Origin of the sequence: Paenibacillus sp. FSL H7-0323, assembly GCF_038002725.1 — a bacterium.
Taxonomy (GTDB): Bacteria; Bacillota; Bacilli; order Paenibacillales; family Paenibacillaceae; genus Paenibacillus_AQ; species Paenibacillus_AQ odorifer.
This window is the reverse complement of sequence record NZ_JBBODB010000001.1, coordinates 1,039,777-1,052,834: the sequence shown is the minus strand read 5'-3', so window position 1 is coordinate 1,052,834 and position 13,058 is coordinate 1,039,777. Positions and strand designations below refer to the sequence as shown.

Below are 13,058 nucleotides of genomic sequence, written 5' to 3'. Positions count from 1 at the left end.
CTTATTCCTCCTAAGTGTTGATAGATTTAGATGAAGCTCGTATAACTAGTTCTGTCGGTAATTTGATCTGTACGGCTGGTGCGGGTACTTCTGCCAGATTGTTTCCCAGCAATTCAATGATTTGGGCTGCAGCAAGTTCTCCTAGTTCGTAAAAGGGAACCCGCACACTGCTTAATGCAGGTGTGGTAAGCTCCGCAGCTTCCGAATCATCATAACCCACAATAGCTGGCAGGCGATCCCTTGGTATTCCTAGCTCCTGTAGCCCTTGCTGCAAACCTATGGCCATCCGATCATTGGCGGCCATAATCGCATCAATCTCATTCAGCAAAGGCAACATTTCTTTGGCAGCTATAATTCCGCTTTTCCGGCTAAAGTTACCTTCGAACAAAAGTGAAGAGTCTACAGAAAGATTCACCTCTGCCAAAGCGCGGGTATACCCCGTTAAACGATCTCGGCTGTTGGAATAAGATTCTGGCCCATTTAGAAAAGCAATCCTCGTAAAACCTTGTTCCAGTAAGTGTTTAGCTGCTTGCCAGCTTCCTTCGACATGATCGGCATCCACCTCGTGAAAAGCTTCCCCAGCAAAATGCTGATTAATCAGACAAAAAGGATGGTCTTCTTCCTTCAAACGGCGGAGTGAGGCTAGCTCACCTGGCTTTTCTTTAGCGCCAAGCACAATGCAAGCATCGATCTTCCGCATCTTAAACAACTCGTTATAATCCATTGGCGCTTCGGCATTCCGAAACAGCATTAACAGATCATAACCCTCTTCTCGCGCCTTGCTCCCTATTCCACTTAATATTTCCGAAAAATAATAAGTGGAGAACAAGCGGGCTTTCGGCAAATAAGGCATCACTACACCCAAGTTCCCGCTCCGTCTACGAGCAAAGCTCTGAGCAAGTGAACTAGGGGTATAGCCTAGCTTCAGTGCAGCTGCCAACACACGTTCCTTCGTTTCTTCCTTAATCGGACCAACATTGTTTAACACGCGAGACACTGTGGCTTCTGAGACACCTGCAAGCTCGGCAACCTCTTTACGGCTGGCGATATAAATTCCTCCTTCTCATAGGTTATGAACAGTGACATTAAGCCTCGTTCAATTCGCTATTAGAAAACGCATTCATTTAATGTACGCGCGTACATTTTCTCATGAACAAGGCTCTTCGTCAACCCTAAGATTGGATAAATTTAAAAGACGTTCATATACAGTAAGGGGGAAGAACGTCTTTCTTTTTCTTTTCAACTATCCGCGAGGCACTAGCATTAGGACACCAAGTAAAATGATAATCAGAAATAAGTAACTCTCAAATTTTTTAGCAGGAATACGTTTATTCACATATACCCCAAGGACCGTAGCTAAGAGAATTGCTGGAATAGAATATCCATAAAGAACAAGAGCATCCACCGTCCACAATCCCCCGATAGCATGCCCCGTTACAACGAGTACACCAGAAATAAGAAAATGAGCTTGCAACGTACCCCGAAAACGATCCGGATTCCATTGTCGTAAAGTTCCATAGATCACGACAGGGACACCATTAAAGTTATAAGCACCGCCAAGTACACCCGAAGCGAATCCGAAAGGATACACCCAGCCTTTTGCCTTAAGCAAGGGATGATCGATCGTCTTAACTATTCTCTTCTTAATCACCGAATAAACTCCATAAACAATCAAAAATATACCAAGTCCAGTCATAATTACACTTGCAGGTGCTAAATAAAGCATGACAAGTCCTACAGGAATTCCTATCACTGTTGAGAGTGCTAATCGAATCAAGATAGGTCGTTCTATATGCCGCCACCCACTCACAACTGTAAGTGAGGCAACCGTGAGGCCTGCCAATCCAATCAAAGAAACTGAAGTATGTATAGGAATCGGGAGCAGTGCAAGCAGTGGCATGCTCACAATCGCTTCACCAAAACCAAACACGGTTCTCATTAAGGCACCTATAAATACTGCTACTACGACTAGTGTAATTATTGTAACGCTCAATCGCTTAATCCTCCTCCTAATCTCATCCATCCGTAATTGTGCATAAAGTCCTCACATTTCCAGAACATCTGAATACATTCCTTATTTCCACTCTTCTAATTATAACATATTAATTATTCTAAAACAGATATTGATAGAGGATTAACATGCAATTTAACGTTTCTTAAACCATATCTAACGCCGTAAAACTATAAGATAATGGAGATATACATATATTTAACTTAAATCCTTTAAAATCGATTATAGCAGCCTGTGTGTAGTTCCTATTTTCTGAAAAACTAGCTGAAGTACTAAACAAAAAAACTGATCCCTCTTAACTTTGATGAGGTATCAGTTTCTTATTTTTTGACGTATTTATTTAGGTGTTATCTTTCAGCCACACTTGCACATGCTTTAGAAATTTTTTGGTGACGGGAGAAGCGTATTTCATAGAGTGGACAGCAATTCCTAACGATCTGAAACTACGTTCCTCCAATTCTAGCATGGCCACATTATAATTTTGCCGGGTCAAGACAAGCTCTGGCAAAATACTAATGCCAAGGCCTTTCTCCACCATCGACATAATGGCATAGTCATCACCTGCTGAGAATTTAACATTAGGTTTAATACCCGCCTTATCCAGCACACGTCTAACATCATAATCCGAGCCTGCTTTCGGGATAATGAAATCCTCTTTAGCAATTTGCGATAAGGAAAGAAAGGGTTCTGCACTAAGCGGATTCTCTTTAGATACAATCCCTAACATCCGGTCTTTTTTTAAAGGAATTACGTCAAACTTCTCACGTGTAGGCAGTGAAATAAAACCGCAGTCGATCACTCCAGCCTCTATCCATTGCTCAACCTCCAAATAACCGCCTTCCATCAGCTTGATTTCTATATATGGGTATTCACTGCGAAATTGCTTAATCATCCCTGGCAGCCAATGCACAGACACACTGGTGAACGTACCGATGGTGATCGTGCCAATCTCTAGCCCGTGGATGTCCGCTACCTCCTGCTTCAATTTCTCGTTCCATTTCAAGATTTCACGGATAGGCTGCAGAACTTGTTCCCCGTTTACCGTTAATTTCACACCGGATCTATTTCTAATTAATAACGCGAACCCAAACTCCATCTCCAAGCTGCTAATGGTGTGACTAATTCCGGATTGCGTAAAACCCAGCATTTCTGCTGCTTTTGTTAAGCTGCCTAGCTCTACAACTTTCAGAAAAATCTCATATTTATTAATGCTCAACCTCTGTTCCCACCCTTATAAATTACATAAGTTTTACTCATGTATTCTATGATAAACATTCAGTTACCTTATGTATAGAGCCGTATTATACTATATTGAGTTGAAAATGAAGAAGGATGGATGAAGAGATGAAACCGCTCAAAGCTGAGCTGCTGCTGTTAGTTGTAACATTATTTTGGGGCTCCTCTTACATATTTATGAAAATGGGGTTAGGTACGTTAGGCGAATTCAATCTGATTGCACTCCGCTTCGGACTTGCTTTTATATTAGCCGCTATGATATTCCACAAACGATTAAGACGAGTAGACATGAGAACATTAAAATATGGTGCTCTCCTCGGATTCCTCCTGCTAGGCGTATTCACATGTATAACCTTCGGACTTCAAACAACCACCACCTCAAACGCAGGATTTTTAGTTGCATTGACGGTTATTTTTGTACCGATCTTGGATCGAGTTATTTTCAAAAAAAGAGTTGCACCTCCGCAAGTGTTCGGCTCCATCCTCGCCATAGCCGGGATTGGACTTCTTACCTTAAATGCAACCTTAACTATTCAACCGGGTGACTTTCTGTGTATCCTTTCGGCAGTGTTCTATGCGGTACAGATCTTATTTACAGGCAAGGCGGTAAAAGAATGTGATTCCCTGAATATTGGAATCTTGCAGTTAGGATTTGCCGGAGGGTTGGCCTTAGTGTTGTCCGCAATCTTCGAGACACCTTCGCTCCCCTCTACTTTGCCAGGTTGGGCAGCAATTCTAGCGCTTGGTATCCTATGCAGTGCCTGTGGCTTCATCCTGCAACCTATTGCTCAAAAATATACTTCACCAACCCGCACCGGACTAATCTTCTCCCTTGAGCCGGTCTTCGCTGCGATGTTTGGTTATTGGTTCGCTGCTGAGAAGTTGTCGATGCAAGGCTATGCTGGCGCAGCGCTTGTTCTGCTGGGAATCGTGGCTTCTGAGCTGCTTGGTAAAGCAAGTCTCCCCGCATCGTGGGCTCAGAAGAAACCAGAGCATTTATAACAATAAAGGCGTCGTTCAACTATACAAGCTGAACGACGCCTTTTCTATATTATTAAGTTTATGGATTCCATTAATGCCCCATCATCATCGCCGCATCTGCCTTCTGTCCCTCTCCAGAGGTAGGATCGCCAGCAGAAAGCTTAGGCTTGCGCAAAATAATACTCATCAATACACCTACCACTCCTATGCAGCCAGACAGGAAGAACACATCATCAAAACCACTAACTGCGGCTGTCAAAGGATTACTTCCCGCTTTCAGTGCTCCCATATGAACAGCGATCTGACTAGTCAGGTAACCTGTCATTCCAGCTATAGCAAATGAAACAACGACTTGTTGAGCAGCAGCAGTAAGTGAAGTTACACTTCCCACCCATTCACGTGGAGCAGCATTCAAGACATGAGTATTCAAAGGCATCATCGTTAGACCCATCCCAAAGCCTAAGAAACCCAGGTATGTCATAATTAACGATAAATTTGTTGTAACACTAATTCCGGATAACAGGAACAAGGTGACCGTAATGATACTAAGTCCAACAAACGCCAGCGGACGAGCCCCGATCTTATCAAACAACCTGCCGCCAATCGGCATTCCGATTGCTGAAGCTAAAGCCTGCGGAAGTAGAATCAAACCGGTCTCCAGCGGGGTATAGCTTCGAATCTGCTGCAGGTAAAGGGGCACAAATAACATGGACCCAAACAAAGCAGCTTGCATAACCCAAGTTAAAATAATACCCCGAGTGAAATCCGACGAACGGAAAACTCGCAGTTGTAAAAGCGGATTTTTGTGAAGCAGCTCCACAATGACAAGAAGGATCAATGCAACCCCTCCAACAGATAAGCCAATAATAGCGGGAGTAGACGACCAGCTTGTTCCACCGCCTTCATTCACCCCATAAGCCAACATAGAGAAGGCAATTGGGGCAAGGATAATGCCTAGGATATCGAGTTTGCCTTTGCTCTTTTGTTCAGACTTCGGCAAATATTTAACACCAAGAATAATGCCAACAATTCCAATAGGTACATTAATCAGAAAGATCCAGTGCCAGCTTACGTACTCCACCAGCCAACCGGATAAGACTGGACCGAGTGCCGGTGCTAAGAGCATTGGAATACCAAGCATCCCCATAATAGAACCTCGACGTTCTACTGGAGCTAATTTAAAAACCATCGCCATCCCAATGGGAGCAACCATCCCCCCGCCAAGACCTTGAATGACTCGAAAAATAATGAGCTGAGATGAGCTTTGTGCAACCGAACATAACATAGAGCCAAGAATAAACATCGTAAGAGTTGCCAGAAAAACTTGTTTCGATCCAAAACGATCGGTCATCCAGCCCGCGAGTGGGATTACAGCCGCTAAAGCTAAAGTATAACCCGTAATCGCCCACTGAATCGTTTTGAGATCGGAAGCAAAATAATCAACCAGCTTGGGAACGGCCACATTCACAACAGTACCATCCAGAATAACCATAATCATACCGACAATAATAGCAAGAAGCGGGGGGATGATTGCTTTTAACGAAAAGGGTTGCTCTTCTGCAGTACTCATTCCATTCATTGTTTTTGTCATCCAGTACTCCACTCATTTCTCTAATTTAATTAAATGCTTTATTGATTATTTCAAATTTTAATTTACATTCGATGAATCGGGAAGTCAACAAATAAAACCATTTTTTACATTAAAAACACATCGGGTTTACGATACCCTTCAGAAATTATCTGGGAAAGTATATTAGAACAGCAAAAAGACTATGCATAATCCCCTAAAATCTTCTCGCTTGGGAAATGTGCATAGTCATCATGGAATCATTTTCCGATTAGAGCGTCTCTCTTAATTCTATAATTTTGCCCGATGTGTTCAAAATAATTTCAAGTGGAATCTCTGTCTCTGCAAAATCCAATACACAGCGGATAGAAAATTGATCCTCGTTATAGCTACTTTTTGTAGATTTAATCCCATGATAATTCCCGGCTTTTATCGTAATTTGCTTCCAGTCTTCCAGTAATCCATTTGAGCTTGGCTTATTTACGACCACATCATAATGATATCGCTCCGATAATTCATTATATTTACCGCCGACCAGTAACCCCGCTATAACACTCGCTGTCACTTCAGGGGTATACACTTCAACTTGATTGGACTCCCCATCATATGAGGTTACTAAACCAATTGTCTTAAAAAAGGAGATTGGAACATAGATATGATCCTGTCTGAATTCGAAATCATCTTTAAAAACCAACTCTTGTGTATTATTGATGCTAACTAAATGTTCGTTAAGCTTCCATTTAATTATTTCATTTATCTTTGTTAGTGTTATAGTTTCTGAACTTTTTTGATATGTTGTTGTATATTTCAGTGCATTGGAAGCCTCTCTGAGCGGAATCATGACCGTGGAACCCTTATTGTAGGCTGAATGGGGATTAGTTTCCAGTAGTTTACCATTCAAAATTACGCTAACCTGGCCGGAGTCTGCCCATACTGTTGGAGCGGCAAATCCACCAAATCCATTAGTTAAAAACAGAACACCTAACACAACAACCGCTGCCATTTTGATCATCCGCTCGAAACCTCCCTTTAGTTATTACAAGTATTATGTGCGTTTCCAGCATGTGCTAATCCTAAGGATAATCAAGACAAGCAAAAAAAGAAGCCGTTCAACATTATGTTGGGCCGCTTCTTTTAAATAACTATTCCACCTTGAAGTCAAAATACTGCTTAGGAAAAGGTTCTTTTATCAGCGTAAAATGCCACCATTCCTTACTATAAGGTTTAAAGCCTTGCTTCACCATAACCTCTTTGAGAATTGCGCGATTTGCTTTCTGAGTTTTGGTGATCAACGATGTATCATAAAAAGAGATCTCTCCGAAAAAATCAAACGGGCTGCCCATATCTACATCTACACCGGTCTCTTTATTGACGATCGTTAAATCGATGGTACTGCCACGGGAATGTCCTGATTTTTTCGCTATAAATCCGAGTTTAAATAAATTACGTTTATCCAGTAGCGGGTAATATTGCTGCTTCATCTTAGTATCCGCAGAATTCTGTGACCATCTTACAAAATGATTCACCGCGGTCTGCGGACGATAAGCATCATAGATTTTTAGGATATATCCTTTATTGGCTAAATCCTCACTTACTGCCTCCAAGGCTGTAGCTGCAGTCCGTGAAAAGATCGCTAAAGGCGCTTTATAACCATCAATCCGCTTCCCTACAAAATTATTGTCCCCGTAATAACGAATCTCAAATTGAGCAGTAGGAATTACTTCATCCAAATAGACAAATCCTTGCGGCAGACGGTTTTTCTTCTCCAGCTGCATTTGCTGCAGTACATTGTCTGTAGATGATCCAACGTAAGCTGCATCTGCACTGCCCATAAAAATAGTGTTTGTCCATAACAACAGCACAAATGCGAAAACTATGATTTTTGTTCCTCTAAATCCGCTTCTCAATAGATCCCGCCTTTTCATTTCGAATTAACCGTTTGATTCAGAAATTTCTCCACTTCAGGTGTGAGTTTATTATTCGTGGAATCAAGTAACTGCAGTAGTTTTTCTAAAATCATTAGGATTCTGGTGTCGCCTTTGTTTCCTTTTAATGCATTCTCATACGCCTTCTTTACTTCAGGTTTGATTACTTGCTCATCATAGTCATAAGCTGGTGTGTTGCTTGATCCATATAATAAGCGTGAAGTTGCATTGAGCAGCTCTTTTTGAAGAACGGTTGACCGATTGGAAGCTGGGTATTTCGTCACAAAATCCTCCAGTGCAAGCGCCCTGTTCGTTAACTCTGTCCAACTAATCACAATAGCTGCATCAAAAACACTTGGTTGATTCGATTCAGTGGCCATGATATCTATATAAGCAGCGATGTCCTTCGTGACATACGGCTTAAAGCTTTTGAACCCCTCATAATGCATCACTGGATAGTACATGCCCTCACTAGTCTCCAGCTTATACCCCTTATCCCGTCCTTCAATTAACATATTGCGTACATTAGCATCTTTGATCGCATTAAGGAGTGTGCTGTAGGTTAGATTTTTGCTTTTGGAAAAAGCATTATTTATCTCTTTCTGAACATTCTCCGGAAAAACCTTCTCAGAGTACACAGGTAAATATGCCTTCTGTGCATTTTCGAGCTGGAGTGTCATCTGAGTTGCTGTCCAGGTATCCACTTCTTTGATATGGTTAATCAAATAATTCCGTGCGTTAGCAAGAGATGCCGGTTTCTGTACATATTGTTGGAATTGGTTATAGACTTTTGCAGATTCTTTCACAGTTGCGGCAGCTACAGTATCAGTTGTATGTATACTCCCAAACCCTCCCATAGAGCCTAGGGCAAAGGCAACACTTAACAAGCCTGTTTTTTTCCATCCCATTAAAAGACCTCCCTTAAGTATTCATACTTAATAATTAGACATACGAGAGGATCCTGAATCTAACTCAGTACAGTATTATCCTGGACGGCTCCAATATCCTTCCTACGATAAATGCCCATCAAAAGTCCAATAGCCGCATATTCAAACCATACATGACTCCCATAGCTCAGGAAAGGGAACGGGATAGAAGTCAGCATCATTCCGCCGCTCAAAACAGCAAGACCATAGGTTAGTCTTATGGCTAGTAAAAATGCCAAACCCAACACTAAAGCTTGTCCATAGGGCTCACGAATCGCTCGTATCGTAGATAGAAGCTTAATAAAGAACCAGGAGATAACTGTAAGCAAAAGCAGCGCCCCCGCCCAACCAAAACAATGAATAAGATAGACAGGCAACATATCTGAGTAGACATACAGCAGCTTTTGTTCTACTGCTCCGAATCCGTGCCCCCACCAACCTGCTGAACTAATAACTTCACGCATTACTTGATAGATATAGCCATAACCTTCTGGATCTAAAGATGGATTTATTGCACTAATAATTCTGGCCATCAGGTAGTCGCTATTGAAGATGACCATTAGTCCAACTATTACAAAGAACCCTAATAATACTACACTCTTTATCCAATCGCGAGTAATCCATACATATAATACTAGTGAAGAGATTAGATACACCACAAGCTCTGGAAGAGAGTTTAGAGAGATAAGAAGCCATGCAGGTGCTAACAGAAGGCTTATGTCGAAAAACCCACTTCGCCAAGTTTTCTTTTTAGCCGATTCCTTACGATTCACTAAAATCCCTGCTAACGCGACTATCAAAACATAAGGACGATAGGATGTCATATCAGGTAAGATCAAAAAAATCCTAGGACCATAATTCACTCCATTCATTGTTATCCCCCAGAATATACTCGACAGAATTCCTGCTATTGATGTTCCGTATAATACCCACGAGAAACTTTTCAGCTTTCTGAAATCGATAAAATACAATCCAAACATCAATACAATTCCAATGAGTATATTTATCGCTTGGCGTCTAAACGCATTATCCAAAAAAGCACCTTTAACAATATCACTGTAGCCTACATCCACAGAACTCATTCCGATCAGACTGATCGCGGATAATAAAGCTACAACGCCAAACAATCCCCAAGGTACATGTGGTTTATGTATTAGATGAAGTTCCTTTCCTAACGTTTGCGGATTTCCCATTTGTGCGATCGCCCAAGCTATGGCTTCTTCCCGTGATACACCGTCTGATTCTTTTTCACAAATTAAATCTTCTAGATGACTAGCTAATTCTTGACGTATCTCTGGGTGAGTTTTTTTCGCTTTAATCTCTGCACACACTTCATCCAAAAATTGCTGCTGCCTCTCTTTCATCATACACCACCCTCTCCCAGAACGGAGTCAACTGCACCTTTAAACATAACCCATTCTGCTTTTTTCTCCTTGAGTTTCTCTTTACCTTCATCCAGAATTCTATAGTATTTACGCTTCCTTCCCTCTACCTCCATCCAGTAAGCCTCTACCCAGCGCTCACTTTCCATCGCATGCAGAATTGGATACAAGGTTCCTTCTTTTAATGAAAAAACACCCTGTGATCTCAGCTCCAGCTCTTTGATTAACTCATAACCATATAATGGCTTCTCCAGTAAAAGAGTCAGAATTAACGTACCCGTACTGCCCTTCAGCATCTCTTTACTTACTTTCAACGGCTAACACCTCCTAAATTCTAACTTTACAATTGGCGTGGGACCGGATTCGGCTCATTCTACGGGATTTATACCGTTGATTTACTTCGTCGGTCCGGATTCGGCTCATTCTACGGGATTTATACCGTTGATTTGCTTCCTCGGACCGGATTCCGCTCATTCTACGGGATTTATACCGTTGATCTACATCGTCGAGCCGGATTCGCCTCATTCTACGGGATTTATACCGTTGATTTACATCGTCGAGCCGGATTCGGCTCATTCTACGGGATTTATACCGTTGATTTGCTTTTTTTCCCATGACTAATATCTGTATATCATGAATATTAGTTATCCTTTTATACCTAGGACAACTATACATCGTAAATCTATGTATTTAAAGTTTCTATTAAGAAAGCCCTTATTCCCTCCTCATTCATGTATAATAATGGTAATACAAGCAGCATGTTGAGGAGATCAACGATGAGAAAAACAACAATAACAATCTTGAGTTTTACCGTTCTTTTCATATTTATTTTCGTTGGATATATGCTCCGTAACAATTCAATGAACTATTATGAGACGTGGAAGATAAATTGGGGCATATCGATCTCTAAACCTACAGAGTCAAAGGTGATATTTGAAAGTCCACCCAGTTTCCATGGGGATGGCGAAAGCTATTACGTATTAGATTATGACGAAAAGCAATTCAAAGAAATCAAAGATGCAGCATTTTGGCATCCCCTCAATGTTGAATCCATTGACCCCTTAAAAGAGAGAATATCAAGTTTCAAAGACTCTGTGATTGCCATTTATCCAAATGAAAAAGAAAAATACGAAAAATTATTTTGGGCTAACCCTATAGAACTCGAAGAAAGAGGATTCTATTACTATAAGAAAAAAGATGATGGTAGCTACTGTATCGTGATCCTTAACGTGGAGTTACAACGAGTATATATGATGGAATGGACACAATGAAAATTTAATAAGTGAGAATTAAATGACGATCGCTCCCCGGTATTCTGCCAGGGAGCGATCGTCGTTTTTTCGGGATGTCTCTTAATTATTATGAATACATAAAAAAACAACTCCAAGTATCCGTCCAATATATATTGACTCAATATATAAAGGTCTGATATATTGTGATAACGATATACAAATATTTAGAAACTTAAAGGAGGCCCTATTTTGAACAGTCAGGATGTTATTTTAGGCATGCTTATGAAAAAATCGTTGACTGGATACGAAATAAAGCAGTTATTGGAGGAAATATTCTCTAATTTCTATAGTTCTAGTTATGGAACGATTTACCCTACACTTGCTCGCATGGAAAAGGAGGGTCTGATTACTAAGGAAAACATACCTCAGGAAGGTAAGCCTAATAAAAATCTTTTAAACATCACGGATAAAGGAAGAGATAGTTTTAATGCCTATTTACTAGCCCCACTAGAGGCTGACAGTATTAAGAAATCTGATTTTATGATGAGGCTTTATTTTGGTGAATTTGTCGGGTATGAGAAGGTGATTATTTGGTTGAAGCAAGCTCAAGAGGAATCACAACATAAGTTAGATCAATTACTCGCTCAGTATTCGCTTTATAAAGATGAAATGCATCCAGCACAGATCATCTGCATTCAAATTGGCATAGAAGAATATAAGGCTAAACTAACAACCATTGCTGAGGGATTGTTAAACATGGAGAAGTTAGTACTTACGAAGTGAGTTTTAATACGAACCAGGTTAAGATGTACCGCTCATAAAACTTTTAGGAGGAATTGTAGATGAAAACAATTTTTATAACGGGTGCTTCGTCTGGTATCGGTAGAACTACAGCAAAACATTTTGCTGAAAGAGGATGGAATGTGGTAGCCACGATGCGTTCACCTGAACAAGAAAGTGAATTCACTACACTTGATAATGTGTTGGTGTTACGGCTCGATGTTGAGAAAGCAGACACGATTCAACCTGCGTTAGAGGAGGCGATCAAACGGTTCGGTAAAATTGACGTTCTTCTCAATAATGCTGGTTATGGAACAATGGGACTTATAGAAGTAGCTACAGATGAGCAGATCAGAAGACAGTTTGAAGTCAACGTTTTTGGTCTTATCAGTATGACTAAAGCCATGCTGCCACATTTTAGAGCTAATCAAGATGGTTTGCTAATCAATATCTCTTCTATGGGTGGAAAAGTTACCTTTCCTACAATGTCTCTGTATCATTCAACGAAATTTGCCGTAGAAGGTTTTTCTGAATCCGTATCTTATGAATTAGCATCACAAAACATCAAAGTAAAGTTAATTGAACCTGGTGCCATTCAGACAGACTTTGGTGGTAGATCGATGGAGTTCTTTTTTAATGAAGCATTAACGGAATATAAACCTTTTACTACTGCATTTTTGGGTAAATTGGGTGAGATGGAAAAACAACCTGCGTATGCTTCGCCTCCAGAACTTGTTGCGGAAACAATATATCAAGCCGCCACAGATGGGACAAGTCAATTCCGATATGTTGTTGGTGAAGATGCAAAAATGCTCATTCAAATGAAAGAAAATACGGCCGAAGAAGAATATCTGACTAATATATCCCAGCATTTTTCTTGAAAAAAATATTAAGTGGAGGTCGCTTTTCGGTATTCTACCGAGGAGTGGTCCTCTTTCTTATTGCGAACAAAAAAATCCCCTTCGATCAACAGTGTTAAGTCCATGAGATCATGAACTTTTTTTCACTGTCTATCCTA

Annotated in this window: 13 protein-coding genes; 4 read left to right on the top strand and 9 right to left on the bottom strand. The window is 40.8% G+C overall.

Going from position 1 to position 13,058, the window contains the following annotated elements; all coding sequences use genetic code 11:
- Window positions 1-10: 10 nt before the first annotated feature.
- From MHH89_RS05020 to MHH89_RS05010, 3 genes are all read right to left on the bottom strand, one after another.
- Window positions 11-1,054: a LacI family DNA-binding transcriptional regulator gene (locus tag MHH89_RS05020; protein ID WP_340398189.1), complete on the bottom strand. Its 1,044-nt coding sequence runs from the start codon at window positions 1,052-1,054 to the stop codon at window positions 11-13.
- Window positions 1,055-1,243: 189 nt separating this feature from the next.
- On the bottom strand, window positions 1,244-1,993 hold the full coding sequence (locus tag MHH89_RS05015; RefSeq protein ID WP_076129295.1) for a sulfite exporter TauE/SafE family protein: 750 nt from the start codon (window positions 1,991-1,993) through the stop codon (window positions 1,244-1,246).
- 358 nt (window positions 1,994-2,351) lie between these two features.
- Entirely contained in the window at window positions 2,352-3,227 is an 876-nt protein-coding gene (locus MHH89_RS05010) for a LysR family transcriptional regulator (protein ID WP_076185996.1), read from the bottom strand.
- 128 nt (window positions 3,228-3,355) lie between these two features.
- On the opposite strand from MHH89_RS05010, the gene MHH89_RS05005 reads away from it, so the two are divergent.
- Window positions 3,356-4,249 carry a DMT family transporter gene (locus MHH89_RS05005; protein WP_076129293.1) on the top strand — a complete coding sequence of 298 codons (894 nt, stop codon included), beginning with the start codon at window positions 3,356-3,358 and terminating at the stop codon, window positions 4,247-4,249.
- Between the two features lie 70 nt (window positions 4,250-4,319).
- Here the strand turns inward: MHH89_RS05005 and MHH89_RS05000 are convergent, their stop codons facing one another.
- From MHH89_RS05000 to MHH89_RS04975, 6 genes are all read right to left on the bottom strand, one after another.
- Window positions 4,320-5,819 (bottom strand): DHA2 family efflux MFS transporter permease subunit, encoded by a 1,500-nt coding sequence (locus tag MHH89_RS05000; RefSeq protein WP_076309352.1) that lies wholly within the window; start codon window positions 5,817-5,819, stop codon window positions 4,320-4,322.
- 247 nt (window positions 5,820-6,066) lie between these two features.
- Window positions 6,067-6,807 carry a copper amine oxidase N-terminal domain-containing protein gene (locus tag MHH89_RS04995; RefSeq protein ID WP_076309351.1) on the bottom strand — a complete coding sequence of 247 codons (741 nt, stop codon included), beginning with the start codon at window positions 6,805-6,807 and terminating at the stop codon, window positions 6,067-6,069.
- A gap of 130 nt (window positions 6,808-6,937) precedes the next feature.
- Window positions 6,938-7,702, bottom strand: coding sequence for a M15 family metallopeptidase (locus tag MHH89_RS04990; protein ID WP_218640922.1), 765 nt, complete (start codon window positions 7,700-7,702; stop codon window positions 6,938-6,940).
- Window positions 7,703-7,716: 14 nt separating this feature from the next.
- Window positions 7,717-8,628: a hypothetical protein gene (locus MHH89_RS04985; RefSeq protein WP_052097010.1), complete on the bottom strand. Its 912-nt coding sequence runs from the start codon at window positions 8,626-8,628 to the stop codon at window positions 7,717-7,719.
- Window positions 8,629-8,687: 59 nt separating this feature from the next.
- The gene (locus MHH89_RS04980) at window positions 8,688-10,013 is read right to left on the bottom strand and encodes an FtsW/RodA/SpoVE family cell cycle protein (protein ID WP_076309350.1); all 1,326 of its coding nucleotides are present in this window, start codon (window positions 10,011-10,013) and stop codon (window positions 8,688-8,690) included.
- Window positions 10,010-10,342 carry a PadR family transcriptional regulator gene (locus tag MHH89_RS04975; RefSeq protein WP_036678319.1) on the bottom strand — a complete coding sequence of 111 codons (333 nt, stop codon included), beginning with the start codon at window positions 10,340-10,342 and terminating at the stop codon, window positions 10,010-10,012. The genes MHH89_RS04980 and MHH89_RS04975 overlap by 4 nt, the downstream gene beginning before the upstream one ends.
- 462 nt (window positions 10,343-10,804) lie before the next feature.
- Here MHH89_RS04975 and MHH89_RS04970 point away from each other — a divergent pair, with 462 nt between their 5' ends.
- The 3 genes from MHH89_RS04970 (at window position 10,805) to MHH89_RS04960 (ending at window position 12,921) form a co-directional block, all read left to right on the top strand.
- A complete protein-coding gene (locus MHH89_RS04970; RefSeq protein ID WP_076309349.1) occupies window positions 10,805-11,299 on the top strand; it encodes a hypothetical protein in 495 nt (164 codons plus the stop codon).
- Between the two features lie 210 nt (window positions 11,300-11,509).
- Complete coding sequence (locus tag MHH89_RS04965) at window positions 11,510-12,043, top strand: PadR family transcriptional regulator (protein ID WP_081388325.1); 534 nt, start codon at window positions 11,510-11,512, stop codon at window positions 12,041-12,043.
- 59 nt (window positions 12,044-12,102) lie between these two features.
- Window positions 12,103-12,921: an SDR family oxidoreductase gene (locus MHH89_RS04960; RefSeq protein WP_076186022.1), complete on the top strand. Its 819-nt coding sequence runs from the start codon at window positions 12,103-12,105 to the stop codon at window positions 12,919-12,921.
- Window positions 12,922-13,058 lie beyond the last annotated feature (137 nt).

What these genes read in the sequence shown, in the direction of transcription:
- MHH89_RS05005 (WP_076129293.1), top strand. Translation starts at nt 3,356, where the DNA reads ATGAAACCGCTCAAAGCTGAGCTGCTGCTGTTAGTTGTAACATTATTT.
- MHH89_RS05000 (WP_076309352.1), bottom strand. Translation starts at nt 5,819, where the DNA reads ATGACAAAAACAATGAATGGAATGAGTACTGCAGAAGAGCAACCCTTT.
- MHH89_RS04995 (WP_076309351.1), bottom strand. Translation starts at nt 6,807, where the DNA reads ATGATCAAAATGGCAGCGGTTGTTGTGTTAGGTGTTCTGTTTTTAACT.
- MHH89_RS04985 (WP_052097010.1), bottom strand. Translation starts at nt 8,628, where the DNA reads ATGGGATGGAAAAAAACAGGCTTGTTAAGTGTTGCCTTTGCCCTAGGC.
- MHH89_RS04980 (WP_076309350.1), bottom strand. Translation starts at nt 10,013, where the DNA reads ATGATGAAAGAGAGGCAGCAGCAATTTTTGGATGAAGTGTGTGCAGAG.
- MHH89_RS04970 (WP_076309349.1), top strand. Translation starts at nt 10,805, where the DNA reads ATGAGAAAAACAACAATAACAATCTTGAGTTTTACCGTTCTTTTCATA.
- MHH89_RS04960 (WP_076186022.1), top strand. Translation starts at nt 12,103, where the DNA reads ATGAAAACAATTTTTATAACGGGTGCTTCGTCTGGTATCGGTAGAACT.